Origin of the sequence: Actinocorallia sp. API 0066 (genome assembly GCF_020991275.1) — a bacterium.
Lineage (GTDB): Bacteria > Actinomycetota > Actinomycetes > Streptosporangiales > Streptosporangiaceae > Actinocorallia.
Genome location: NZ_JAJLQY010000003.1, coordinates 105,200 through 130,013 on the forward strand (window position 1 = coordinate 105,200; position 24,814 = coordinate 130,013).

At 74.2% G+C, this 24,814-nt stretch carries 18 protein-coding genes; 15 read left to right on the forward strand and 3 right to left on the reverse strand.

The genetic code is table 11. The features are described 5' to 3' along the window. The first annotated feature begins 4 nt into the window (after nt 1–4). The 14 genes from LO762_RS08325 to LO762_RS08390 all read left to right on the forward strand — a co-directional run bounded on the left by LO762_RS08325 (nt 5) and on the right by LO762_RS08390 (nt 19,447). Nucleotides 5–2,698, forward strand: a complete 2,694-nt coding sequence (locus LO762_RS08325; protein WP_230613778.1) for a pre-toxin TG domain-containing protein — start codon at nt 5–7, stop codon at nt 2,696–2,698. After that, the gene (locus LO762_RS08330) at nt 2,695–5,658 is read left to right on the forward strand and encodes a hypothetical protein (RefSeq protein ID WP_230613780.1); all 2,964 of its coding nucleotides are present in this window, start codon (nt 2,695–2,697) and stop codon (nt 5,656–5,658) included. The genes LO762_RS08325 and LO762_RS08330 overlap by 4 nt, the downstream gene beginning before the upstream one ends. Before the next feature lie 39 nt (nt 5,659–5,697). Next, on the forward strand, nt 5,698–6,204 hold the full coding sequence (locus LO762_RS08335) for a hypothetical protein (protein ID WP_230613782.1): 507 nt from the start codon (nt 5,698–5,700) through the stop codon (nt 6,202–6,204). Further along, complete coding sequence (locus LO762_RS08340) at nt 6,201–6,590, forward strand: hypothetical protein (RefSeq protein ID WP_230613784.1); 390 nt, start codon at nt 6,201–6,203, stop codon at nt 6,588–6,590. Before LO762_RS08335 ends, LO762_RS08340 begins: the two co-directional genes overlap by 4 nt. After that, nucleotides 6,578–8,338 carry a hypothetical protein gene (locus tag LO762_RS08345; protein ID WP_230613785.1) on the forward strand — a complete coding sequence of 587 codons (1,761 nt, stop codon included), beginning with the start codon at nt 6,578–6,580 and terminating at the stop codon, nt 8,336–8,338. Before LO762_RS08340 ends, LO762_RS08345 begins: the two co-directional genes overlap by 13 nt. Further along, nucleotides 8,338–8,676, forward strand: coding sequence for a hypothetical protein (locus LO762_RS08350; RefSeq protein WP_230613786.1), 339 nt, complete (start codon nt 8,338–8,340; stop codon nt 8,674–8,676). Before LO762_RS08345 ends, LO762_RS08350 begins: the two co-directional genes overlap by 1 nt. 32 nt (nt 8,677–8,708) lie before the next feature. Further along, nucleotides 8,709–9,104, forward strand: coding sequence for a hypothetical protein (locus LO762_RS08355; RefSeq protein ID WP_230613787.1), 396 nt, complete (start codon nt 8,709–8,711; stop codon nt 9,102–9,104). Nucleotide 9,105: 1 nt separating this feature from the next. Beyond that, nucleotides 9,106–10,419, forward strand: a complete 1,314-nt coding sequence (locus tag LO762_RS08360) for a baseplate J/gp47 family protein (protein WP_230613788.1) — start codon at nt 9,106–9,108, stop codon at nt 10,417–10,419. Further along, entirely contained in the window at nt 10,416–14,366 is a 3,951-nt protein-coding gene (locus LO762_RS08365) for a LamG-like jellyroll fold domain-containing protein (protein WP_230613789.1), read from the forward strand. Before LO762_RS08360 ends, LO762_RS08365 begins: the two co-directional genes overlap by 4 nt. Continuing rightward, nucleotides 14,363–14,938 carry a hypothetical protein gene (locus LO762_RS08370; RefSeq protein ID WP_230613790.1) on the forward strand — a complete coding sequence of 192 codons (576 nt, stop codon included), beginning with the start codon at nt 14,363–14,365 and terminating at the stop codon, nt 14,936–14,938. The genes LO762_RS08365 and LO762_RS08370 overlap by 4 nt, the downstream gene beginning before the upstream one ends. A gap of 26 nt (nt 14,939–14,964) precedes the next feature. Further along, nucleotides 14,965–16,020, forward strand: a complete 1,056-nt coding sequence (locus tag LO762_RS08375; RefSeq protein ID WP_230613791.1) for a hypothetical protein — start codon at nt 14,965–14,967, stop codon at nt 16,018–16,020. Between the two features lie 162 nt (nt 16,021–16,182). After that, nucleotides 16,183–17,334, forward strand: a complete 1,152-nt coding sequence (locus LO762_RS08380) for a winged helix DNA-binding domain-containing protein (protein WP_255685207.1) — start codon at nt 16,183–16,185, stop codon at nt 17,332–17,334. 106 nt (nt 17,335–17,440) lie between these two features. After that, nucleotides 17,441–18,859: a sulfatase gene (locus LO762_RS08385; protein ID WP_308103575.1), complete on the forward strand. Its 1,419-nt coding sequence runs from the start codon at nt 17,441–17,443 to the stop codon at nt 18,857–18,859. Nucleotides 18,860–19,069: 210 nt separating this feature from the next. Beyond that, nucleotides 19,070–19,447 carry a nitroreductase family deazaflavin-dependent oxidoreductase gene (locus LO762_RS08390; RefSeq protein ID WP_255685209.1) on the forward strand — a complete coding sequence of 126 codons (378 nt, stop codon included), beginning with the start codon at nt 19,070–19,072 and terminating at the stop codon, nt 19,445–19,447. An 86-nt stretch (nt 19,448–19,533) separates the two neighbouring features. Here the strand turns inward: LO762_RS08390 and LO762_RS08395 are convergent, their stop codons facing one another. Both LO762_RS08395 and thiM read right to left on the reverse strand, forming a co-directional pair. Next, on the reverse strand, nt 19,534–20,643 hold the full coding sequence (locus tag LO762_RS08395) for an LLM class flavin-dependent oxidoreductase (RefSeq protein WP_230613793.1): 1,110 nt from the start codon (nt 20,641–20,643) through the stop codon (nt 19,534–19,536). Then, a complete protein-coding gene (gene thiM, locus LO762_RS08400; RefSeq protein ID WP_230613794.1) occupies nt 20,640–21,479 on the reverse strand; it encodes a hydroxyethylthiazole kinase in 840 nt (279 codons plus the stop codon). The genes LO762_RS08395 and thiM overlap by 4 nt, the downstream gene beginning before the upstream one ends. A gap of 129 nt (nt 21,480–21,608) precedes the next feature. On the opposite strand from thiM, the gene LO762_RS08405 reads away from it, so the two are divergent. Then, on the forward strand, nt 21,609–22,241 hold the full coding sequence (locus LO762_RS08405; protein WP_230613795.1) for a GntR family transcriptional regulator: 633 nt from the start codon (nt 21,609–21,611) through the stop codon (nt 22,239–22,241). Nucleotides 22,242–22,287: 46 nt separating this feature from the next. Here LO762_RS08405 and LO762_RS08410 read toward each other — a convergent pair whose 3' ends face one another. Beyond that, on the reverse strand, nt 22,288–24,675 hold the full coding sequence (locus LO762_RS08410; protein ID WP_230613796.1) for an excinuclease ABC subunit UvrA: 2,388 nt from the start codon (nt 24,673–24,675) through the stop codon (nt 22,288–22,290). Nucleotides 24,676–24,814 lie beyond the last annotated feature (139 nt).

The following is a 24,814-nucleotide window of genomic DNA, read 5'->3' on the forward strand; positions in this document are numbered from 1 at the left end:
CGGGATGCCCGACGTCGAGGTGCGGGTGCCGATCCGGATCCGCCTGGTCGGCCTGCCCACCGCCACGGACCTCGCCCGTCTTGAGGACGCGGTGGCGCTGCTCGTCGCCCGCCGCGCCGCGCAGGCCGGGCAGGCCCTGGCCGCGCGCCCCGGCACCACGGCGGCGACCGCCGGGACCGCCGACGCGGCGGCCCGCTACGAGGCGGGCTTCGACACGACCGGGGACGGCGGCTACTCGATCACGTCCCATCAGGGCCCGGCCCGGCAGGTGCGGGTCCCGCTGGTGCGGCGTGACGGCGCGGGCGCGACCGCCGCCGGGACCGACGCGGCGCGGCAGGCCGCGGTGCGCCGTGTCACCGAGCTGCTCAGCACCGGGATCCTCGACTGGGCGGTCACCGACGCCGAGGCCAGGGAGGCGTTGCGGATCCTGCTGGGCCTCGCCCCGGTCGACCTGATGCGGGCCGTGCAGGCGCTGCGGCTCACCGGCCGCCTCGCGGTGCTGGGCCGGGAGGCGCCCGCCGACGCCCACCGCGACCTCACCGAGCTGCGGAGCCGCATCGACCCGCACGAGGGCTACCTGATGCCGGGCGACACCGTCAGCGTCGAGGTGTTCCTCGGTACGGCGCGGCAGCGGGACGTCTGCGGCGACCACACGCTCGGCTCCGGCGGGCTCGCCCTGCCGCTGCTCGACCGGGTCGTCGAGGCCACCGGCCTGCGGCCCGCGCGGCTGCCCGACCTCATCGCCCGCGCCTACACCGACGCGAAGGTCCTCACCGACCCGTACGTGAAGGTCGCCGTCGCGGCGCGCGGGCCGCTGTACGCGCCGTGGCACGGCCCGACGCGCGGCCTGCTCTGGTACGCCTCAACCCTCCGGGAGCGGACGGCTCGGGCGCGTCCGGGCGGGGCGCCCGAGGCGCAGGCGCCGCCCGAGTCGCCGCGCCGCGGGTTCCTCGCGCTGGCGACCACCATGCGGCACGCCGCGACGGCGGCCGCGCCCGCCGAACGGCTCAGGCTCGCCGGGACGCTCGCCGACTACCTCGCCTGGCTCGGCGCGCGGACCGACGACGCGCTCACCAAGGAGGACCCGGCGACGGTCTGGACCCGCCTGTCGCTGGCCAGGCTGAAGGCCGACGTCACGACCGAGGTGGCCGCGCGGTTCCGCCGGGAGCGGCGGACGGCCGACGACACCGCCGCCCAGGCGCGCTGGGAGGCCGCGCGACGCAAGCTGGACGCGACCCTGGAGTTCCTGCGGGTCCAGCTGGCGCGGCCGCGCGACCCCTACCGGGTCGAGGACCGTGAGCGGAGCACCGGCTACCTGGTGTGGCAGTCGGCGCGGGAGAGCGCCGTGCGCGACCTCATCGCCAACGCGTTCCTGCGCGACGCCGTCGCCGCCGCGCACCGCCCCGACTTCGCCACGACGAGCGTGGCCGCCGACTTCCAGACCTGGCTCGCCGCGCACCCCGCCGAGTACCGCGCCCTTCTCGCCGCGCGGGCGTATCCGGAGACCGAGTCCTACGAGATCCGGGTGGACATCCCGGCGTGGCAGATCGCGATCGAGGTAGGCGTCGGCCTCATCCCCGTCGTCGGCTCGATCGTCGCGGCGGGTGAGGCGGCGCTCGGGTACGACCTGTTCGGCAACCGGCTGAGCACCGTGGACCGGGCCGTGCTCGCCGCCGCGGTGCTGCTGCCCGCCGCGGCCAAGGTGTTCAAGGCGGGACGCGCCGTCGTCACCGTCGCCACGCTGAGCCGCGACTACGGGCTTTCGACGCGCGAGGCCGAGGTCGCCTACCGGGCCCTCACGCGGGTCCGGCCCGGCACGGCGGGGGCGCGGGTGCTGGAATCGGCGGCCCGCGACGTCAGGGCGGGCAGGCCAATGCGCGACGCCAAGCGCCTGACGGAACTCGGCGGCCTCTTCGACGACATGGGCCTGACCGACCGGGCGACCGTGGACGAGCTGCGCGCGGGCGCGGCGGAAAGCGCGCTCGGCGGCCACGCGGGACGTCCAGGGCAGGAGGCCGCCGACCTGTTCGCGTCCGCCGACGAGGCGGCCGAGCTGGTCGGGGCCGCCGAGTCGCGGGCGGCCCGGCCTGTCGTGCGGGGCGGCAAAAAGCCCCACATCTCGGACACCTCGGTGCCCACCACCAAGCGCACGAGGACCGACATCGAGCACCTCCCGCGCCAGCCCGGCGAGACCGGACGCGCGGCGCTCCAGCGGGTGCGGCGGGTCATCGGGCGGCGGATCGACCAGACGCCGCTGAACGAGGTGTGGGCGGAGGCGCGCCGGAGGGTGGTCGGCGACCGTTCGCTGGAGCACGCCACCCGGCAGGAGATGGTCGACCTCTACGACAGGGTGCGCGACAGGTTCTGGCTCCTGGCGCGCGACGGCGGCGAGATCGAGGACTTCCTCAGGCGGGCGGGCTTCGAGTTCCCGGCCCAGAGCGGGCGGAAGCGGCCGGTGGCGCCGCTCCTCGTCGTCGTCGACCCGCCGCCCGGCACCGGCCTGCCGAAGGCCGCCGACCTGTCCCTCCAGGAGCGGCGCGTCAGCCTCGACCACAACCTGGAGAAGGCGCTGGGCGAGAACCACCGCCGCGCCCTGGACGCCGACAACCTCACCTTCGAGCTGCACAACCCGAACAGCGACCGGGAGACCGTCCAGGTGCGGTTCGGCCTGCGGCCGGGCCCCGGGGAGGCCGAATGAGCACGGCCGGGGCACCCGAGCCGGTCCTCGTCGGCTGGACCGGGCGCGGCGACGCGGCGACCCGGCGGGCCGTCCTGGCGGCCGTCGCCGCCGGGGTGCGGCGCGCGCTCGGGCCGGACGGCCCCGCGAGCCTCGCGCGGGCCGCCGCCGGGCGCGGGCCCGACGGCGGCGGCGTGTCCTGGGGCCCCGACGCGGCGGGCTCCCGGTGGGTCATGCCCGGATACGACGGCGGGGGCGCCCCGGTGGCGGTGCCGATCCTGTCGGCGCCGGGGGCGGTCGCCGACGGGGAGCGGCTGCCGCTCGGCGACGTGATCGTCAGGTCGGACTTCCCCGCGAAGCCGGTCATCAGGCTCATCGCGAACACCTGGGTCATGACGGGCGACGGTGCCCATGTGGCGTCGCCGTCGCTGGCCCGCGCGCTGGCCTGGGGCCGGGTGCTCTACCGGGCGCACGGGTTCGCCGTCCTGGAACGGCTCGACCCGCACGCCGCCGAACGGTTCGTCATGGTGCCGCTGGCCGAGCCGCTGCTGAGCCACCGGTTCGGCGACGGCGGCCCCGCCACCACGCACCCCGGCGGGGACGGTACGCCAGGGCTGCGGGTCGGCCAGGGCAGGGTGCAGCCGCTCAAGGGTCTCAGCGTCGTCGCCGTCGCGACCGGCGACGGCCACTACGCCGTCGACCTCGCCCCCCGCGCGCGCTGGGGCCCGGCGGCGCTGCGCCGCGAGGTCGCGCGCACGCCGCGCGCCGAGCGGCTCGACCCGGCCGTCACGGCCCGCGTCGCCGAGTCCCTGCTGACGGCGGAGGGCACCGGCGCGGAGCCGGGCACCGCCGACGACGTGATGCTCAGGCACATCGTCGCCATGGACCGCGACATATTCGCGGCGCTGCCCTGGGAGCGGCGCGCCGCGTTCCTCACCGTGCTGTCCGGGCTGCGGTGGCCGAGTGCCCGGCAGAAGCGGGCGATGGTCGAGCTGGTCGCCTCCGCGCGCAGCGGCGCCGAACTGGAGGCGATGGCGGCGATCCTCCGGGAGAACGGCGCCTACGGGCGGCTGTTCACCACGCTCGACGGCTCGGTCGTCGAGCTGCTGCTCGTCCTGGGCCGCACCCGTCCGCGCCGTCCGATGAGCCCGCGGTTCGTCGGCGCGCTGTTCCGCGACCTCAGCCTCCTGCCCTCGTCCGGGGAGGACGCCCAGGCGCCGGACGTGCTGCGCCGGACGCGCGTCGCGGCCAACGGGCTGAGCCTGTGGGTGCGCTCGACGGTCGACGGCGTCATCGACCTGTTCACCCACCCGCCGGCCGAGCTGATCAGGGGCGTCGCGCACCTCGCGGAGTTCGTGCTCCTCGTCCGCCTGGCCACCGGCGTCCCGCCCGACCCGGCGGCGGAGGCGGAGCTCAAGCTGATCGCCGACCAGGCGGGCGCCGCGATCCGCACCGCGATGGCCGGGCTCGAATACGCCGAGGAACTCGGCACGCCCTACGGGAACCGGGGCGGCGGCGCGCACGTCAGCGGCGACCTCGCCGGGACGCTGGCGACGGCGCTGGCCGTCGAGATCCTCAGCTGGTTCGTCGGCATCGGTGAGATCAAGGACGTGCTCAAGGCCGCCGAGCTGGGCGAACGGCTCGCCGCGCTGCTGAAGGTGCTGGCGGCGGCGCGCGGGCTCGGCGGTACTGCGGCGAAGGCGGGCAAGGTCGCTCAGCTCGACCGGTTCGTCGCCGCGCTGGCCAGGGTCGCGATGCTCAGGGACCTGAACGCGGCGGCGCGGGCGGCGCGCCTGCTCCCGGCCGCGCACCTCGCCGAGCTCGTCCGGCTCGCCGAACTCCTCGACGTCCCGGCGGGCGCGAAGGCCAAGGCGCTGCGGGAGCTGGCGCACGCCAAGAACGTCCTGCCCGAGGTGCGGCGGCTCGCGGACGCGCTGTCCCTCGCGCGGCGGTTCGAGCGCAGGGCGGCGGCGGTCGGCGGTGTCACCGAGGACATGGCGGCGGCGCTGCGGCGGCTGCTCGACACCGGCTGGGCCCGGCCGACCCTGGCGGAGCTGGTGGACGCCGTCCCGGCCGAGCGGCTCGGCGCGTGGTCACGCGCCGTCGTCGCGCTGCGACCCGACCAGGTGACGGCCCTCGGCGCGGAGGCGCTGCAGGCGCTCGCGTACTGGCCGCGCTCGTTGGCGTTCGTCGTCGAGACCGGCGGCGACGTCTACCTCACCCTGCTGCGCCGCCACGGCGGCCGCCAGGAGACCGTGGACGTCCTGCTGCACAGCCTCGACCTGTGGCGGGCCGAACTCGGCGGCCCCGCGAGCTACCAGCGGCTGCTCGACCGGCTGGCGCGCGGCGAGAAGGCGGCCTTCGGCGAGCTGGCCCAGCGGATCTCCAGGGAGGCGGAGGCGGCGCGGGACCGGCTGCGCGCGGCGGGTCGGCGGCGGCTGCTCCGCGAACACGAAGAGGCCGTGCGGAGGGCGGCCGAGCTGCGCGGGCAGGGCCGTACCACCGAGGCCGCCGAGGTGCTCGCCCGGCACGACGAGTTCGCGGCATGGCTCGGACGGCTCTCCGACCGCGAGCTGTCCGGCCTCGACCACGTCGCCCGGCTCACCGAGAACGCCCCGTTCCGGTGGCAGGAGATCCTCGACCTGCCCGCCGCCCACCGGGCCGAACTGCTGGTGCTGGTCGACGACATCGCGAGCGCGGTGCCCGGCGGCCGTCTCCTGAGCGGGGCCGCCTCCTTCGTCGAGCGGCAGCTCGTCGAGGACCTGTCCGCGCACGCCGCGACCGGCTACCGGGACCTCATGTACCTCTACCACCCGAGCGTGGAAGCCGAGCTTCCCCAGCTCGGGGAGCGCATGCTCCGGCTCTTCGACACGCCCGCGCTGACCGCCGAGCTGGCCGGGGCGGGGCAGGATCCCGGCGTCGCGAAGGCCGCGTTCCGGGAGTGGCTCAAGGCGGGCAACCTGCGCGTCTACGGGCGGTGAGCGCGATGACCGTGCGCGGGATCCGGCGAAGGAGGACGGATGGCGAACACACCGGTGCTGATCGGCCCGGTGCCGCTGCTGTACGTGCAGCGGCTCAGCATCACCGAGGGCTACCAGATCGAGCGGATCGCGGGCAGCCGCTTCTCGCAGGCGATCGCCCCGACGGCGAAGACCATCACCGTCGAGGCGGTGCTGCCCGGACCGGGTCGGCTGCTGGTGAAGAAGCAGTTGGAGGCGCTGGCGCTGGTCTCCCGGACGGTGGTCGCCGCGACGGCGCCGCTGCTCGCCGTCGCCGGGATCCCCGTGGTGTCCGGCCTGACCGTGAGCCTCGACATGCAGATCACCGACCTGCGGTTCGCCCAGTCGGCGACCCAGCGGGAGGCGCTGGAGGCGAGCGTCACGCTCCGGCACGTCCCCCGGTCGAGCATCACGGCGGCGCTCGGCGAGGCGGCCGACCTCGCGCTCGCGGCGGCCACCGCGCTGTCCGGGCCGACCCCGCCCGCCGCCGCCGTGCCGCGCGCCGCGACCGCGCCGCTGGGCGGGTGAGCGCGGTGGAGGTCGACCTGTCCCGGTTCCTGCGGCTGCCCGTGCAGGCCGACGACGGCTTCCCGCAGGCGTTCCGGCTCTCCCTCGGCACCGCCGTCTACACCGTCGCGCTCACGGTGACCGTCGTCGAGGAGGAGACGCTGGCGACGGGACGCAAGCTCGTGCTGCCCGAGCCCGGCGCCTTCATGGTCGCAACGGTGACGCGCGAGACGCCGGGGCCGCCCCGTGTCGTGCTGCGCCGCAAGCTCGTACCGGGGCTCACGTACGAGGCGGCCGAGCTGGAGTTCGTCGCGGTGTCGATGGTCGTCGACCCGCGCAACCTGGGCGCGGCGGGCGCCTTCGGATCCGAGGTCGTGGCGGGGGTGGCGGCGCGATGGGCTTTGTGATCTGGTTCCAGGCGCGGATCGAGAAGGCCGCGTTCGGCGGGCTGCTGCCGCTGCGGGTCTCCAACGACGTGTTCGGCGGCGAGTACGTGCTCGACGCCGAGATCAGGATCGACCTGGTGAGCGGCGCGGCGGCCAGCACGTTCTCGATCACCTTCACCAGCCTGCCCGCCGACGTCGTGGAGACGCTGCGGTCACGGCACGCGGCCGCGCTCGCGGGCGGGAAGCCGCTGTCCGTGGTGCTCAGCCTCGGCTACTTCGACGACCCGGACGGCAGGTCGGCCCCGGTGGTCCGGGGCGTCGTCACCTCGATCCGCACCCGCGTGAGCGAATCCGGCGAGCTGCTCACCGACCTGCGGGGCATGGAGGCCGCCGGCTTCCAACTGCTGCGGACGGCGATACGGGCGAGCCACGCCGACGGGCCGCTCACCGCCGCCGTCAAGGCGATCGCCAAGGCGGCGAGCGGCGCCGGGGACGCCCTCGCCGTCGCGGCGGCCGGGCTGCCCGAGGCCGAGTGCTTCACCCTGCGCGCGGGCGACGGGCTTGAGGCGCTCCGGCAGGTCGCCGACTTCGCAAAAGCGCCGCTCGTCATCGGCGACGGCACGATCCGCGTCGGCACCGCCGTCGGCACCGGAACACCGCTGCGGTTCACCGCCACGGACAACATCGTCACCCTCACCCACGTCCAGGAGGACCCGGAGGACCTCGTCCCGCGCCCGCCCGACACCGGCGCCGACGACCCGCTCGGCGCCGCTGCGGGCGCCGTCGCGGCGCTCGCCGGGGTGGGCCCGGCCGGGAAGGCGGACGCGGCGCGCACGAGCGTGGAGCTGACCGTGCTCGGCGACCCCGCCATCCGGCCGGGGCTCCCGGCCGTCCTGGAGCCCGCGGACGGCCGGGACGCGCCGCCCGGCACGCTCCGCGTCGAGCGGGCCGTCCACGTGTTCGGCCGCCACGGGTACACCTGCGACGTGACGCTCGTGGTCGCGGAGCCGGGCCGCAGGGCGGTCCGCACGAGCGGCGCCGACGGGCTCGCCCGGCGTTTCCGCGACCTCGCCGAATCCGTCAGGACCGAGCATCCCGCGATCGACGTCGGCGAGGTCGCGCGGTACCGGGACGGCCGCACCGGCGGGCACCTGGCCGACCTGCGCTACGGGCAGTCCCCCGCCGCCGACGTCGTCGCGCCGAGCGTCGAGACCGAGGTGGACCGCGAGCCCCTGCTGCGCGCCAGGCCGATGGCGTCGCCGTTCGCCTTCCACAACTGCGGGCTGATGGTCCCGGTGCTGCCCGGCATGCGCGCCGTCCTCGCGCACAACCGGGGCCTGGTCAACGACGCCGTCGTCACCGGGTTCCTCTGGCCGGAGAAGCCCGCGTCCACCCCGCCGAAGAACAGGCCGGGCGACTGGTGGCTCTGCCTGCCGACCGGGCTCGACGCCACGGGCCTGCCCACCGGCAAGGGCGTCAACGACCTCACCGACGCCCGAGGCCGACGGGTCGTGCAGGTCAAGGGGCTGCGCGTCGCCATCGGGGACAGGCTGCTGCCGGAGGTCGGCGAGCGGCCTACCGTCCCGGACGACCTCGACGGCAGGCTCGTCATCGAGCACGCGAGCGGCACCACCGTCACCGTCGCGCCCGACGGCGGCGTGACCATCGACGCCGGAGCCGGAACCATCACGCTGCGCGGCGGGACGGCGTCCCTCACGCTCGGCGACGGAAAGATCAAGCTCAGCGGCGCTCCCGTGGAGGTGGCCTGATGCCGCACGTCCTCAACGCCAACGCCTCGATCGGCTGCGGGCACGGCGGCACCGTCGGCGTCGGCGCCGGACAGGGCGCGCTCCGCGCGGGCGGCGCGCCCGTGCTCGTCGCCGGCGACCTCGACGGCCGTCCGATCAGCGGGTGCGCCACCCCTGACAGCGCGGGCGTGACAGCCAAGTGTTGGGCTGTCGTCTCGGTACTCGGCGGCGCCTCGGCGACGCTCTTCGCGGGCGGCCGCCCCGTCCTCCTGGACACCGTGCGCGGCGTGACGAACGGCGTCCCGCCCGGCGTCCTCGTGGTGCTGTCCCCCGGGCAGGCGACGTTGCGCGCCCACTGACCCCCGCCCGAACCCGTCCACGAGGAGGACCCATGGCGACACCGACCGGCCTCGGCCGCGGCCTCGCGCTGCGCGACGGCGACCTCGTCCTCGACGGCGGCCGCCTCGCCGAGGTCGCCGGGCCCGCCAACCTCGCGCAGGCGCTCACACTGCGCGTCCTGACCCCGCTCGGCAGCGACAGGTACGCCACCACCTGCGGCTTCGACGCCGCCGCCGTGTTCACCGGGGCCGTCGGCGCCCGCGAGGCGCGCGACCTGCTGCGGCTCGGCCTCGTGCGCGCGCTCGGCGCCGACCCGCGCGTCCGGGAGATCCGCGACGTCACCGTGCTGGCGGTGCCCGGCGGCGGACGGCGCCTCTGGCGGGCCGAGGTCACCGTGCTCGGCGCGGACGGCGCGGAGCACGCCCTCGCGTTCGAGGTGGAGGTGTGACGTGGCCGAGTTCGGGGTGACCGCCCAGGGGTTCGTCCGCAAGGACTTCGCCACCCTCTTCCGCGAGGCGCGGGCGCGGGCCCGTGCCGCGTTCGGCGACGACATCGACCTGTCGCCCACCAGCGCGCTGACGAAGATCCTGCACGTGGCCGCCGCGGAGGACGCAAGGCTGTGGCGGCGCCTTGAGGACGTCTACTACGCGCGGTTCCCGTCGTCGGCGACCGGCGCCGACCTCGACCGGCTCGGCGAGGACCTCGGACACGCCCGCCCGCACCTGTGGGCGACGGGCCGGGTGACGATCAGCGTCGAGAACCCGCAGCCGAAGCGGATCTACGTGCTTCCGGAGGGAACGGTCCTGGTGTCGTCCGTGCCCGGCCCCGCCTTCCACACGACCGGGACGGTACGGCTCAGCGCGGACGCCGACAGCGCCACCGTCGGGGCGCGCGCCGCCGCCCCCGGCCCGGACGGCGACGTCCCCGCCCACACCGTGACGTCCGTCGACCCGGACTACCAGCGGCGCTACCTCGGGGCGCTCCCGCCGACCTCCTTCACGGTGAGCCACCACAAGCCGTTCACCGGCGGGGCCGACAAGGAGGACGACGAGCGGTACCGGAGCCGTCTCCTCGGCCGCCCACGGACGCTGTGGACGCCCGACGCGGTGCGCGCCGCGGTCCTCGCCGTGCCCGGCGTGCTCGACGTGCTGCTGTCCGACCCGCTCGGCGGCGTCGACGTCGCCCAGGGCTACTTCGGCGCGTTCCCCTTCGACCAGCTCCTGTTCAGCGCGGAACGGCGGATCGGCGAGCCCTACTTCTTCGGCGTGGTCGTCGCGCACGAGTTCACCAACCCGTGGCGGACCGAGCCGCCGGGCACCGTGCCCGGCGTGTTCGAGCGGGTCACCGCGGCCATCGACGCGGTGCGCCCGGTGGGCGTCCACCCCCAGGTCGTCGAGGCCGACCACGTCGAGGTGGGGGTGCGGGCCCGGCTCGTCATCCAGCCGGGCTACGACGCCCAGGTGCTCGTCGGGGTGCTGGCCGAGCGGCTCGCCGCCGAGATCGGCGGGCCGGTGCTGGGCCGCGACGTGCTGTTCAGCGGGGTCATGCGGCTGCTCGCCGAACAGCCGGGCGTCAGCGACGTCCAGGACCTGCGGCTGCGGCGGTGCCCGCCCGCGTTCGGCAGGATCACCCTCGGGCAGGTCGCCTACGCGGGCGAGGCGGTCGAGGCGGGGCCGGGCGAGAACCTCACGATGGGGCCGACGGAGATCGCCGTGTTCAGCGTGGACTCCACGCTGCTCGACCTGGAAGCGGCGGGCCGATGACGGCGTCGTTCGCGCGGATGGCAGGTGACGTCACCGCCCCCTTCAGCCGGGGCGCCGACCTCCTCGACCTGGTGCTGGCGCCGTCCACGGGCGCGGGGCCGGGGGGCGCCGTGCTGGTCGGGGGCGACTTCGCCGAGCACCGCGCCCGGTTCGGCGTCGTGCCCGAGCCCGCGTTCGTCGTGCGGGCGCTCGCCGACGTGCCGGAGCCGACCACGTTGACGTTCGGCTACGCCGTCCCGGCGGCGGACGGCGGCGAGCGGGACGGCACCGTCGAGGTGTCCGTTCCGGCGGGGACGGTCGCGGGCGCTTCGTTCTGCTTTGTGCCGCCGTCGGGCGCGCTGCTACGCACGGTGCGTGCCGCCCCGCCGCCCGTCGAAGGCCAGGTCGCGGATCTGTGGCGGGTCACCGCGCTGCTGGGCAACCTCGCCCGGCTGCTGTGGGTGGTCGGCGCGGAGCACGACGTCCTCGACCAGTGCCTTGACGACGTCAGGACGCTGCCCCGGATCGGCGAGCGGACGGCCGGGGCGACGCTCGACCGGATCGGCGCCGACCTCGGCGTTCCCCGGTTCCCGGCGCGCCCCTACGGGCAGGAGGACGGGACCGTCGCGCTCTACCACCTCTCCGACGCGCCGGGCGCGCCCGTCCATGACGCCTGGCCCCTGTACACGGCGGCGGGCACCGGGCATACGGGGACGGCGACGGGTGGGGTGCGGGCCGGGGTCCCCGGGCGGTTCGGGACGGGGACGCGGTTCGCCGCGCCGGACGCCGAGATCACGATCGGGCACGACGCCGCGCTGTCCACCGGCGCGGCCGCGAGCCTGACCGTCGAGTGCTTCGTCAAACCCGACGCGGCGACGGGCGAGGGCGCGGTGCTGTCCAAGCACGCCGATCCGGCGGACGCGACGCTGCCGGGGTGGGCGTTGAGCGTCGGCGGGTTCGGGCGGGGTATCGCCAGGAATGTTCGGTTCCGGGTCGGGGACGGGACGGCGGCACGCGACCTGTTCGCCGACCGCTCCCTGTCCACCGCGCGTTTTACGCATCTCGCCGGAGTGGTGGACCGGGCGGCGCGCCAGGTACGGCTCGTCGTCGACGGCGAGGTCGTCGCCCTCGCGCCGCTCGACGCCGTGCCGCCTTCCCCCGAACTGGCCGGGGCGCTCAGCAACACGGAGCCGGTGCGGATCGGCCGGACGGGCACGACCGCCGCGCACACCTTCGCCGGGACGATCGACGAGGTGCGGCTCTCGTCGGTCGCCCGCACCGCGTTCCACCCGGTGCTCGGCGAGTCCGACGACGGGTACCGGCGGCGGCTGCGCATCTTCCAGCGCTGGGCGCTGCCGACAAGGCAGGGGATACAGGACGCGCTCAACGACGCGGTCTGCAAGCTCGGGAAAGTCACCGACCCGTTCGTGGTGGAGGACGGCGACGCGACGCTCGTCCACGCGTCGCACCTGCTGACCGTGCTGCCCGTCGCGGTGCCCGTCGGCGGCACGCTCGACGACACGGGGCGGCGCGGGCTCCGCGAGGCCGACGTGCTCGGGCCGCCCGCCGAGGACCCCGGGTTCGCGGCGGAGCTGCTCGTGGACGGCGGTGCGCTGCCCGCGGACTTCGCGTCCGGTTCTCGGCGCATGCGGGTGGGCACCCGTGCGGCGCTGCGCGCGCTGCTCGAGCAGCTCGCGGCCGACGGCGTCACCGGCACGGCGCGGGTCCTCGCCGGGTTCGACCCGGCGGCTCCGGATCTGCGTGCCGTCGGGCGCGCCCTCGTGCTCAGCCATCCGGGGCTGGCGCCCGACGTGCTCGCGGCGCGGGCGATACGGGCCGGTTTTGGCTTTGTCGCGCACCGGCCGGGTGAGGTGTACGCGGCGGTGCGCGGCACCGGGACCGTCGAGATCATCGACGGTCCCGACGACGACGCGACGGCCGAGCACGGCTTCGACCTGCTGGCCGGGCAGACCGTCGGGCTGCGGCTCGATCCGGCGCCGCCGCCCGGCGCCGCCGTGCACTGGTCGGTGGTGCCGTGCGGCGCGGGCGGCGCCGAGTTCGTCGGGGGCCGGGCCTCACAGGACATCCTGCTGCGGGCGGAGCGGCCGGGGAGCCTCGTCGTCGCGGTGCGGGTGCGGCATCGCGGCCGGGTGTTCACCGCGTCCCGCCGCCTGCGGATCGGGCTCGCCGAACTCCCGGCGGGCGCGGCGATCGCGGCGTCGGGGCGCCTCGGCGCGGACGTTCCGGGGCACGACGACCCGGCCTTCCATCCCGTCCACCTTGTCGACGCGCCGTCGCGGTTCGACCGCCCGACCGGGGCGGGGCCGCAGACCCGGCGCGTCCACCCGGCGCTCGCCGCCCGGCTCGCCGCCCTTGTGCCGCTGCTGCCCACGGGACGGCCCCTGCTCAGGTCCGCCTGGAAGCCGGACGATACCGGGGCGGCGGGCGCGGGGCTGACCGTGACGCTGGGGCGCGGCACGTCGGCGGCGTCGCTCGCGCGGCTGGGGGCGCTGGCGCACGCGGCGGGGGTCAGCCATGTCGTCAACACGGGGTCGGAGGTGGTGCTCACCCAGGAGCCGGGATCCGCCTGCCCGATCGAGGGTCCGGCGACCGTCGCCGAGGGGGGCACCGCCGGGCTGCGGGTCGCCCGTGCCGCGCCGTGCGGGCTGGCGCTCGCGGCCGGGCTCGTCTGGACGGTGAACGGCGGCACGGGCAGCGTCTCGGCGGTCGACCCGGAGACGGGGGTGGTCGAGGCGTGCGTCAAGGTCGGGCTCGCGCCGGGCGCGGTGGCCGCCGCGCCGGACGGGTCGCGGCTGCTCGTCGCGGACACCGGGGACACCACCCTCACCGTCGTCACCACGGCGGACCGGGCGGTGGCCGGGCGGATCGCGCTGCCCGCCGCGCCCGCCGCCGTCGCGTACCACCCGGACGGGAGCCGCGCCTACGCGGGCCTGCGGTCGGGGGAGGTCGCCGAGGTCGATCCCGTCGCGGGGACGGTGCGGCGTGTGCTCGCGCTCGGCTCGCCCGTCGTCGCGCTGCGGTGCGCGCCCGGCGGCGCCCGGCTGTGGGTCGCGACGGAGGCGGGCGACCTGCACGGTGTGACGCTCCCGGCGTTCACCTCAGGGCAGGTCGTCGCCCTGGACGGGACGCCGGGCGGGCTCGCGGTGGGGACGGGCCGCGCTTACGTCACCGTGCCTGGGGCGCCGTCGCTCCAGGTCGTGGATCTCGCCACCGCGTCCGTGGCGGCGACGTTCACGGACGTGGGATCGCGGCCGACCGACGTGGCGCTCGCGCCGTCCGGGGCCGTCCTGTACGTCGTGGACGCGGAGCGGGGGCGGGTGCACCTGCGGCGGGCGGACGGCGCGCCGGGGCCGCCCGCGTCGCTTTCGCTGCCGGGGGCCGTCGCGGGGGCCGCCGACGACGCGCGCTGTCACGTCGTCGCGGCCGGGGACGTCGCGGACACCGTCGCCATCCTGGACGCGGCGGGCGGATCGCAGCTCGCGTCCTGGCCGCTGGGCACCGGGCTCGGGGAACGGCTCGTCTGGTCGGTGCGGCTCACCGGCGGGGCCGAAGCCCGGCTTTCCGGGACGACCCGGCCGCGTACCTCGGTGCTCGGGCTGCGGGCCGGGACCGTCCGGGTCCAGGCCGTGTGGCGGCGGCCCGACGCGCCGCCCCCGTACACGATGCGGGTGGCGCTGTCCGAGGCGGTGCTCCTCGCCGACGACGGCCCTCCCGTCCTCACCAAGGAGCAGTACGACCTGGTGATGAACGTGCTCCACCACCTGTGCCCGATCGGCGTCGAGATCGACACCCGCGCGATCCGGGCGCACGTCCTGGAACTGCGGGCCGGGCTGCTCGACCCCTACCCGCCCTACACCTACCCCGACTTCCGTGCCCACGGCCCACGGCGGCCCGCCTGGACGTTCGGGCTCGACACCGACCCGGAGACGGAGAGGACACCACGATGACCGCCGGATACACACCCGAGTTCCAGCACACCGACTGGGTGGACAACGTCGACAAGGTACGCGCGGCAGGCGACAACGGCTTCAACAGCCGCTTCCGCGCGATCGAGGAGGAGTTCCACAGAATCAGCAAGGCCGTCGCAGCCCTGGGCACCACCCCCACCCCGCAACCGGTGAACCTCACCCTCACCCCGACCCTGACCACGCTCACCGACCCCTGGAACCACACTTACGGCGGGGCGATCAGGACGGACGGCGAAGCGGCGAGCGGCATGATGCCCGTCACGCTGCCGCAGGGGGCGGTGATCCAGGCGCTGCGCGTGTGCGGGCGCAAGCAGCAGGGGGCGCTGTCGATCTGCCTGCGCAGGCAGGGCCTGGCACCCGCCTCGTCTCCCGAACCGCTCCTGGAAGTGCTTCCGATGGCCGGAGCCTTCGACAGGGCGGAACGCCACAACGACGGCATCACCGTCCGCAACGAGCAGTTCCGCTACTTCATCACCGCGGAATTCGAGGGTTCGGACGCCGCGTCGACCGTCGAACTGACCTGCTTCCAGATCACCTACCTACCGTCCTGACCACCTGCCGTCATGGGAGGAACGAGATGAGCAAGGTTCCCGGGGACCTCTACATCAAGTACGACGCGTCCGACGACGGGAGCAGCGCGATCCCTGGCGGCGCGGTCTTCTGGGCGTCGCCTTCGATCTGGCTCGCCGACGACGAGGGCGACACCCTGCCATACGCGAAGGTCGGTGTACCCACCTCGATCATGGTGCAGGTGAACAGCACGAGCACGACGCCGCGCACCCAGGTGAAAGTGCAGACGTGGGTCTGCGACTACACCCCCGGCCACATCGGGCCGGACACGGCGCTGTCGAGTTCCGGCGGCCCGAACGGGCGGACGAAGACCGTTTCCACGGCGGTGTCGAAGGCTGGGCCCGGCACTGTCGCGATCCCCTGGACGCCCAAGGCCGCCGACCTCATCAACGGGCCCGACCCAGACCATGGGCACGTGTGCGTAGGCGCGAACGTCTACGTCGAGTTCGTCCCCACCGAGGAGGCGCCGCCGCCCGAGGGGGGCCGGCTCAGCAGCGGCACACTCGACGTGATGAAAAACAGGCACCACGGGTGGAAGAACATCACCGTCGTCCGGAACGGGCCTCAGTTCCGGCCGATGGTGTTCCGGCTGACCAATCCCGGTCCGGAGCCCGCGACGTTCGGTGTCCGGGCCTGGGAGGTCGACGGTGACGCGCCGCTCAGCGATGTCGAACAGGAACACCTGCTCGCCACGCATTTTGTGGACCTCGTGGAAGGCGCGCCGAAACCGCCGCCCCAGAATCCGGCCTGCCTGCGTGAGCCGCGCGAGCGGACCTGGCTGGCCGAGGGCGGCCGCCTCGTCCTCCTGGGCGTGCCGGACCAGGTGTCGCTCCGCCGGGCGGACCGGCGCGCCGACTTTGTGTTGCGCACCGCCGAGGGCGCCTTCGAATCCGGCACCGTGCGCGTCGAACCCGGCCAGCGTGTGCCCGTCGCCCTCACCGTCACCTCTCGGGGCGAACCCGGCGAGGTGCACACCTTCGACATCGTCCGCCACACCGAGGACGGCACCATCGTCGGCGGCGCCCGCCTCATCACCGTGGACGTTCCGGACTGGCACCTCTGACCGACCGGGACGCCACCCCGGCCGGGGCCACCTCCGCGACGCGGCACTCAGCGACCATCGACCATGCGGACGGAAAGCGTCCTCGTTGGGTTCTAGGGTTGAGGCGTTGTGGAGGGGCCCCGGTGGGTGCCCTTCCGGGGAACGGCCGAGGAGGAGACCGGGATGAGCGGCGTTGTGGAGATCTCGTGGGACGGGGTGTGTCGGCGGCGGTTGGTGCGGCATGGGTTGGTGGGCGTGGGGAAGGCGGGCGTGGGTGAGGTGGCTTCGGCGGTGGCGGGGGTGCACGGGCAGGTCATGTCGGCGGCGGAGGTGGGGATCGCGATGCGGACGCCCGGCGGGACTCGGGGGGACGTGCGGGAGGGGCTCTGGGGGGAGCGGAGCCTGGTGAAGACGTACGGGGTGCGGGGGACGGTGCATGTGGTGGCGGCGGAGGAGCTCGGGCTGTGGGTGGGGGCGCTGTCGGCGCTGCCGTTCACGGGGCTCGGCGGGTTGCCGCCCGAGGTGCTGATGTCGGAGGGGCAGATCGGTGACGTGCTGGGGGCGGTCGGGGAGGCCCTGAGCGAAGCGGAGCTGACGGTCGACGAGTTGACGGAGGAGGTCGTCAGGCGGACCGGGGCCTGGGCGGGAGATCCCGTGATGGAGGCGTTTCAGGGGAAGTGGCCCCGATGGCGGCAGGTGATGCATCTGGCGGGGATGCGCGGGGCGTTGTGTTTTGCCCCGAACAAGGGGAGAAAGGTGGCGTTCACCCATCCGGAGCGGTGGGTGGAGGGGTTCGTCCCGGTCGCGGCCGATGAGGCGCTGCCCTGGCTTGTCCGGAGCTACCTGCACGCGTACGGGCCGTCCACGCCGCAGCGGTTCGCGCACTGGACGGGAGTCGGCGTGACGTGGGCGAAGGAGCTGTTCGCGTCGCTCGGAGACGGGCTGGAGAAGGTGCTCGTCGAAGGGGAGGCGGCCTGGGTCGTCGCGGGGGACGTCGACGTGCCCGAGGCGGAACCTACCGGGGTCCGCCTTCTCCCCTACTTCGACGGGTACGCCTACCGGGTCGGGAACCAGCCTCTGTCACTGCTGTATCCGGGCGTCGCGGGGCGGGCCGCGCGGGGGAACTTCCAGGTGCTGCTCGTGGACGGCGTCGCGGCGGGCCTGTGGCACCAGCGCAGGTCCGGCAGGCGGATCGCCGTCACGGTGGAGCCGTTCACGCCACTCACCCCGGCGCGGCATGACGAGCTCGTCGCGCAGACCGAGAGGCTCGGCGAGATCCTGGAGGGCGTCCCGACGCTCACCCTGGGGCCCGTCACCGTCGGCAGCCACGCCTGAACCACACGCCACCACCCCGTATTGACGTAATTCATACCTGAAAAGTATGTTTTTACGGGCGGCTCCCCCGACACCCCCGCCGCCCGGGAACGGAAGAGGTGGCGGCGTGGCTCCGCGAGGACGGCTGGGCAGGCGCGGGTTCCTGGCGGGCGCGGCGGCCGCCGTCGCGGGCTGTGCCGGGGACGAGCGGCCCGCCCCCGACGTCGCGGAGGTCGCGCCCGTCGTGCACGCCGCGCCGCGTCCGGCCCGGCCGAACATCCTGGTGATCGTCACCGACGACCAGCCGAAACACCTCGCGTGGGCGCTGCGCAAGACGCGGCGCTGGCTCGTCGACGGCGGCGTCGAGTTCACCAACGGGCACACGACGACGCCGCTGTGCGCGCCGTCCAGGTCGTCCATCTTCTCCGGCAGGTACGCGCACAACCACGGCGTCCGCGACAACTACCAGAAACTCCGCCTGGACCAGGACACCACGTTCCAACGGCACCTCAAGGACGCCGGGTACCGGACCGGCATGTTCGGCAAGTACCTGAACGAATGGCGCATCGCCAGCCCGCCCGCGCACTTTGAGGACTTCGCGCTGCTCAGCCCGGTCGGCTACGTGGACGGCAGGTTCAACCACAACGGAAAGGTCGCGAAGCTCCCGGGCTACACGACGCACCGGATCCGTGACTTCGCGCGCGGCTTCATCCGGCGCGGCACGACCGACCCGCGTCCCTGGTTCGCGTACGTCGCCCCCTATGCCGCGCATGCGCCCTTCACCCCGGAGAAGAAGTACCGGAACACACCGGTACCGGGCTGGGCGGGCCGCCCGTCCGTCACCGAGCGGGACAAGAGCGACAAACCGCCCTACCTTCGTGACGTCCACGCGGCGCTCCCCCGAGGCCGAGCCATCCGACGCGACCAACTCCGCACCCTCCTGTCCGTCGACGACGCCGTCCAGGCGCTCCGGGACGAGCTGAAGGCCACCGGCCAGCTCGACAACACGCTCGTCATCTTCCTCGGCGACAACGGCTTCCTGTGGGCCGACCACGGCTGGACGCGGAAGTCGGTCCCCTACCGTCCGGCCATCGAGGTCCCGTTCTTCCTCTCGTGGCCCGCCGGCGGCTTCGGCTCCGGCACGAAGGACCGCAGGCTCGTCGCCAACATCGACGTCTCCGCGACCGTCCTGGACGCCGCCGGGATCGACCCGCCCACACCCCAGGACGGCATCTCCCTCCTCCGCGGGCACAAGCGCGACCACCTCCTCATCGAGTTCTGGAAGCAGGGCGGCGACCCCCGCCCACCCCACTCGTGGGCCTCCTACGTCACCGAGACCAAGCAGTACACCGAGTACTACGCCCTCCACACCAACGCCGTAGGCAAACCCGTCGGCTCCGGCCGAGTCGTCTTCCGCGAGTACTACGACCTCACCAAGGACCCCCACCAACTCACCAACAAACTCCACCGAGCCACCCGAGCCCAGGAGAAGTCCTGGGGCATCCCCACCCTGGCCGCCCGCCTCGCCAAGGCCCGCAAAGCCTGAACCGGCAGGGGCCGGACGGGGGGCGCGGAGTTGGTCAGGAATCGAGAAGCGGCGGGGGGTGGGGTGGGCCTAGCGTGGGGGTTATGGGGAAGGGCCCCGTACGACGGAAACGGAGGTGGCGGGATGGTGCGGCAGGAGCAGGGTGGCAAGAGGGCGGCTGGGACGCCCGGAGGGTTCTCGCGGTGGATGCAGCGGAAGATGAACGCCCGGATGAGCCGGAAGGTTCGGGGTGGGAAGGGCTCGTTCATGGGGATGGACGTGCTCATTCTGAACACGGTCGGGCGGCGGAGTGAGGAGGCTCGGGAGACGCCGCTCGCCTGGTTCGCCGACGAGGGCGACGCGCGGCTTGTCGTCGCCTCGGGCGGCGGCTCGCGGCATCCGGACTGGCACGCCAACCTGATGGCGCACCCCGAGCGGGCCTCGATCGAGCTGCCCGGTGAGGCGGCCGTGCCGGTGACGCCGGAGGTGCTCGACGGGCCGGAGCGGGAGCGGGCGTGGGCGCGGATCACGGCGGCCCAGCCCCGGTACGGCAAGTACCAGAGCAAGTCCGAGCGTCAGTACCCCGTCGTGCGCCTCACGCCCCGGTGACGGCCGACCGCGCCCGTCCCCGCCGCCGTCCGGCCGGACGAGGCGGGGAAGGCCGGGCCGCCCGGGCCCTGGCCGCGTCGGGGGCGTCAGGGCAGGGCGGCGAACCTGGGGATCAGGTGCTCCGCGACGAGGGCGGCTTCCGAGGTGAGCGGCCATCCGGCGAGGATGAGGGCGGTCAGGCCGGTCCGGGCGCGTAGGTCCGCGACGGTCGAGGCCAGGCCGTCGGGTGTGCCGACGAGGTAGACGGCTGACGAGCCCGTGCTGAAGATGTCCAGGGGCGACCACGCGGTGACGCCCGCGTACAGGTTGTCGCCGATCTTCAGTTCGCGCGGGTGCGGGAGTTGCCCGGCCAGGAGCGTGTCGACCCACTTCTGGCGGAGCGGGTCGCGCGCGGTGAACGTCCGCAGGTCCTGGGCGCCGTGGGTGCGGCGGCGGACGGCCTGGTCGAGCACCTCGGTGATCCGTTCGACGCCCGCCCGTTCGAACAGCGACGCGAGCCGGTCGAGCGCCTCGGCCTCGGTGGGCCGGACGATCACCCCGGCGAGCGCCCCCAACTCGGTGAGCCGCCGCCCCGCCGCCTCGGCGGACGCCCGCGCGGTTCCGAATTTCTCGTTGAGGAACTCCGGATGCCGCATCATCGTCAGGTAGGCGTCGAGGACCTGGCCGGAGTTCGCGAGCCCGGCGTCGGAGTCGCCCGCGCCCCACACCGGAACACCTCCGGGGCTCGTCGGCTCGATCCGCAGCGGCGTGTTGGGGAAGTTGGAGTCGGCGCCCTCCCGGTACCGGCGGCGGAACTCCGTCCAGTAGTCGCGGCCCAGTTCGTACCGCTCGTCGTGCGCGGTGTCCATCCCGTACCTGGTGAGGATGTTGTCACGCCCATTCACGGAGTTGATGAGCAGCCGCCCGCCGCTGAACGCGTCGAACGTCAGCGCCTTCTCGGCGAGCAGCCGGGCCGGGATCATCCGGGCGTACACCGCGACGAGGAACTTCATGGACGTCGTGTGCGCGGCAGCGACGGAGGCCGACACAAACGGGTCGTTCGGCCACGTGGCGACAAGCGCGCCTTCAAAGCCGCCCTGATCGATGGTCCGGGCAAGGTTCACATACCGGGCCGAATCAAACGGGTACAGACCGTCCGGACTCCACGGATAGTCGCCGTCCGCCGCGCTCAGGTACCAGAACGTCTTGACGCTCACGCGGCCACCGGCTCGATCCTCGCGGACTTGCGCAGGTCGTCCGGCGTGACCGAGGCGAGCGCGTCAAGGAAGGCGGGCACAAAGGTGCCGGGCCCGGCCGCGCCGCCCTCGGCCCGCTCGGACGCGACGGCGAAGTGCGCGTGCGCGGCGACGAGCCCGGTGAACGGGTCCGTCACGGCGAGGTAGGCCGCCGACAGCGCGCCGAGCGAGCAGCCGGTCGCGGTGACGCGCGGCAGCAGCGCGCTCCCGCCGAGCACCCGCACCACCTGCGGGACGCCGTCCACCCGCCCCGCGACGTAGTCCACCGGCCCGGACGCCGAGACGGCACCGGCGACGTCGAGGAGGGCGAGCGCGGCGGGCACCGCGTCGGCGGCGTCGGCGGCGCTGTCCACGCCGCGGGTGTCGCCGCCGAGCCCGGCGACGGCGGCGATCTCCGAGCCGTTGCCGCGGATCGCGGTCGGCCGGTGCGCGAGCAGTGCGGCGGCGAGGCCGGTGCGCCAGGGCAGCCCGCCGACGCCGACGGGGTCGAGCACCCACGGGGTGCCCTTCTCGTGCGCGGTCCGCGCCGCCTCCTCGAACGCGGCGGCCTGGAAGTCGGTCGGGGTGCCGAGGTTGACGAGGACGCCCCCAGCGATCCCGGCGAAGAACGCCGCCTCGTGCGGGTTGTCGATGACGGCGTTGGTGGCTCCGGCCGCGAGCAGCACGTTGGTGAGGAAGTTCGCGGACACGATGTTCGTGAGCGACTGGACGAGCGGCACGGACTCCCGTAGCCGCTCCAGCGCGACGGCGGCGGTCTCGGCGGAGGGTGTGACGGCGGCGGAGACGGTGGTGCTCATGGGAAGGGTCCCTCCTCGGGGCGGTGCGCGAGGCCACGGCGAAGGCGCCGTGGCGACGCGTGTCGACACGCGTCCGCACAAGACTACACAGTTGGTAGGATTAGTGAAGATTCGAGCGGGAGGGGAAGTTTGACCGAGACGACGGGCCACACGCACTACTGGCGACTGCGCCAGGACATCCTGGACGGCGCGTTCCCGCAGGACGCCCCGCTCCTGGAGACGGCACTCAGCGACCGCTACGGCACCTCGCGCGGCCCGATCCGGGAGGCCCTGACGCTGCTGGAGCACGACGGCCTGATCGAACGCGGCGTGCGCGGCTACCGGGTGCGCTCCGGACGTCCCGAGGACGTCGTGGAGATCTACGAGGCCCGGATCGCGCTGGAAGCGGAGGCGGCCGGGGCCGCCGCGCTACGACACACCGACCTCGACCTGGCCCGGCTGACCCGTCAGCACGAGCTGTGCCATACGGCGCCCGACGACGCGTCCGCCCGCGCCGAGAACTTCCGCTTCCACCGGACACTCTGGAAGGCGGCCCACAACACGACGATCGAGACGCTCCTGGAGCGCCTCACCACCCGCCTGCGCATCTACGACAGCGGCCCGCCCGCCTCCTACGGCGACCCCGCCCTCCTGCACACCGAACACGACGGCATCATGGCGGCGCTCCGCGCCCGCGACCCCGAGACCGCCCGCGCCGAGATGCGCACCCACCTACGACGCAGCCTCGACCTGCGCATCCAGACCTTCGCCGAACACCCCTGAACCCCCGTCCGGACCGCGCCGGGCAGGCGGTCCGGACGGGACGGGGTCAGGCGCCGATGTACCCGGCCAGGTGCTCGCCGGTGAGGGTGGAGCGGGCGGCGACGAGGTCGGCGGGCGTCCCCTCGAAGACGACGCGGCCGCCGTCGTGGCCAGCGCCCGGCCCGAGGTCGATGATCCAGTCGGCGTGCGCCATGACCGCCTGGTGGTGCTCGATCACGATGACGGACTTGCCGGACTCGACGAGCCGGTCGAGCAGCCCGAGCAGGTGTTCCACGTCGGCGAGGTGCAGGCCGGTCGTCGGCTCGTCCAGGACGTAGGTGCCGCCCTTGTCGGCCATGTGCGTCGCGAGCTTGAGCCGCTGCCGCTCGCCGCCGGACAGCGTCGTCAGCGGCTGGCCCAGGCTCAGGTAGCCGAGCCCGACGTCGGCGAGCCGGGACAGGATGGCGTGCGCGGCCGGGAGGCGGGCGTCACCGGCCCGGAAGAACTCCTCGGCCTCGTCCACCGGCATCGCCAGCACCTCGCTGATGTCGCGCCCGCCGAGCCGGTACTCCAGCACGGACGCCTGGAAGCGCTTGCCCTCGCAGTCCACGCAGGTGGTGCTGACGCCCGCCATCATCGCCAGGTCGGTGTAGATGACTCCGGCGCCGTTGCAGGTCGGGCAGGCGCCCTCGGAGTTGGCGCTGAACAGCGCGGGCTTCACCCCGTTGGCCTTGGCGAACGCCTTGCGGATCGGCTCCAGCAGCCCGGTGTACGTCGCCGGGTTGCTGCGCCGGGAGCCACGGATCGGGCTCTGGTCCACCGAGACGACGCCCGTGCCCTTGGGGATCGACCCGTGGATCAGCGAGCTCTTCCCCGACCCGGCGACGCCGGTGACGACGACGAGCACCCCGAGCGGGACGTCCACGTCCACGTCCTGGAGGTTGTGCGAGGACGCGCCCCGGATCTCCAGCTTCCCGGTCGGCTGACGCACCGACTCCTTGAGCGACGCCCTGTCGTCCAGGTGGCGGCCGGTCAGGGTGCCGCTTCCCCGCAGCCCCTCCACCGAGCCCTCAAAGCAGACCGACCCGCCCGCCGAGCCCGCGCGCGGCCCGAGGTCCACCACGTGGTCGGCGATCGCGATCATCTCCGGCTTGTGCTCCACGACGAGCACCGTGTTGCCCTTGTCGCGCAGCCGCAGAAGCAGCTCGTTCATCTTCTGGATGTCGTGCGGGTGCAGGCCGGTGGTCGGCTCGTCGAAGACGTACGTGACGTCCGTCAGCGCCGATCCGAGGTGCCGGATCATCTTGGTGCGCTGCGCCTCGCCGCCCGACAGGGTGCCCGAGGGACGGTCGAGCGACAGGTACCCGAGGCCGATCTCCACGAACGAGTCGAGCGTGTGCTGGAGCGTCGCCAGCAGCGGCGCCACCGACGGCTCGTCGACGCCGCGGATCCAGGCGGCGAGGTCGCTGATCTGCATCCGGCAGGCGTCGGCGATGCTGATGCCCTTGATCTTGGACGACCGTGCCGCCGCGCTCAGCCGGGTGCCGTCGCACTCGGGGCAGTCGGTGAACACCACGGCCCGCTCGACGAACGCCCTGATGTGCGGCTGCAGCGACTCCTTGTCCTTGGACAGGACCGACTTCTGCATCCGGGGGATCAGGCCCTCGTAGGTGATGTTGATGCCGTCGACCTTGATCTTGACCGGCTCCTTGTGGAGCAGCGCGTCGAGTTCGGCGTCGGTGAACTCGCGGATCGGCCGGTCGGCGTCGAAGAAGCCGCAACCGCTGAAGATCCGGCCGTACCAGCCGTCGGCGCTGTAACCGGGGATCTTCAGCGCGCCCTCGTTGAGCGACTTGTCGGCGTCGTACAGCTCCGTCAGGTCGAAGTCGGTGACCGAGCCACGGCCGTCGCAGCGCGGGCACATGCCGCCCGCGCGGCTGAACTCCTCGCGGACCGTCTCCTTCTTGCCGCCCTTCTGGACGGTGATCGCGCCCTTCGCCTGGACCGACGGCACGTTGAAGGAGAACGCGTTGGACGAGCCGATGTAGGGCTGGCCGAGCCTGCTGAACAGGATGCGGAGCATCGCGTTGGCGTCGGTCGCGGTGCCGACGGTGGAGCGGATGTCGCCGCCCATCCGCTGCTGGTCCACGATGATCGCGGTGGTGAGCCCTTCGAGGACGTCCACCTCGGGCCGGGCCAGCGTCGGCATGAAGCCCTGGACGAAGGTGCTGTACGTCTCGTTGATCAGCCGCTGCGACTCGGCGGCGATCGTGTCGAACACCAGCGAGCTCTTGCCCGAGCCGGACACCCCGGTGAACACCGTGAGCCGCCGCTTGGGGATCACGATGCTGACGTCCTTGAGGTTGTTCTCGCGCGCGCCCTGCACGCGGATCAGGTCGTGGCTGTCGGCGGCGTGCGAACGGGCGTCGGTCCCGGTGCTCAATCGTCTCTCCATCTGTGGTCGGGGGGCCGCCTCAGCGGTGTCTCCGGCGGAGGCCGGGCCTGGGCGGCCCGGCCTTCGGCAGTATCGCGGATCTTGCGGACGGTTACCGTCCTCATGTCTACCCGAGGCCGGAAAGCTCCAGGAACGTGCC

What these genes read in the sequence shown, in the direction of transcription:
- LO762_RS08355 (WP_230613787.1), top strand. Translation starts at nt 8,709, where the DNA reads ATGGCGACACCGACCGGCCTCGGCCGCGGCCTCGCGCTGCGCGACGGC.
- LO762_RS08350 (WP_230613786.1), top strand. Translation starts at nt 8,338, where the DNA reads ATGCCGCACGTCCTCAACGCCAACGCCTCGATCGGCTGCGGGCACGGC.
- LO762_RS08365 (WP_230613789.1), top strand. Translation starts at nt 10,416, where the DNA reads ATGACGGCGTCGTTCGCGCGGATGGCAGGTGACGTCACCGCCCCCTTC.
- LO762_RS08390 (WP_255685209.1), top strand. Translation starts at nt 19,070, where the DNA reads ATGAGCCGGAAGGTTCGGGGTGGGAAGGGCTCGTTCATGGGGATGGAC.
- LO762_RS08345 (WP_230613785.1), top strand. Translation starts at nt 6,578, where the DNA reads ATGGGCTTTGTGATCTGGTTCCAGGCGCGGATCGAGAAGGCCGCGTTC.
- LO762_RS08335 (WP_230613782.1), top strand. Translation starts at nt 5,698, where the DNA reads ATGGCGAACACACCGGTGCTGATCGGCCCGGTGCCGCTGCTGTACGTG.
- LO762_RS08325 (WP_230613778.1), top strand. Translation starts at nt 5, where the DNA reads ATGCCCGACGTCGAGGTGCGGGTGCCGATCCGGATCCGCCTGGTCGGC.
- LO762_RS08410 (WP_230613796.1), bottom strand. Translation starts at nt 24,675, where the DNA reads ATGGAGAGACGATTGAGCACCGGGACCGACGCCCGTTCGCACGCCGCC.
- LO762_RS08375 (WP_230613791.1), top strand. Translation starts at nt 14,965, where the DNA reads ATGAGCAAGGTTCCCGGGGACCTCTACATCAAGTACGACGCGTCCGAC.
- thiM (WP_230613794.1), bottom strand. Translation starts at nt 21,479, where the DNA reads ATGAGCACCACCGTCTCCGCCGCCGTCACACCCTCCGCCGAGACCGCC.
- LO762_RS08380 (WP_255685207.1), top strand. Translation starts at nt 16,183, where the DNA reads ATGAGCGGCGTTGTGGAGATCTCGTGGGACGGGGTGTGTCGGCGGCGG.
- LO762_RS08370 (WP_230613790.1), top strand. Translation starts at nt 14,363, where the DNA reads ATGACCGCCGGATACACACCCGAGTTCCAGCACACCGACTGGGTGGAC.
- LO762_RS08330 (WP_230613780.1), top strand. Translation starts at nt 2,695, where the DNA reads ATGAGCACGGCCGGGGCACCCGAGCCGGTCCTCGTCGGCTGGACCGGG.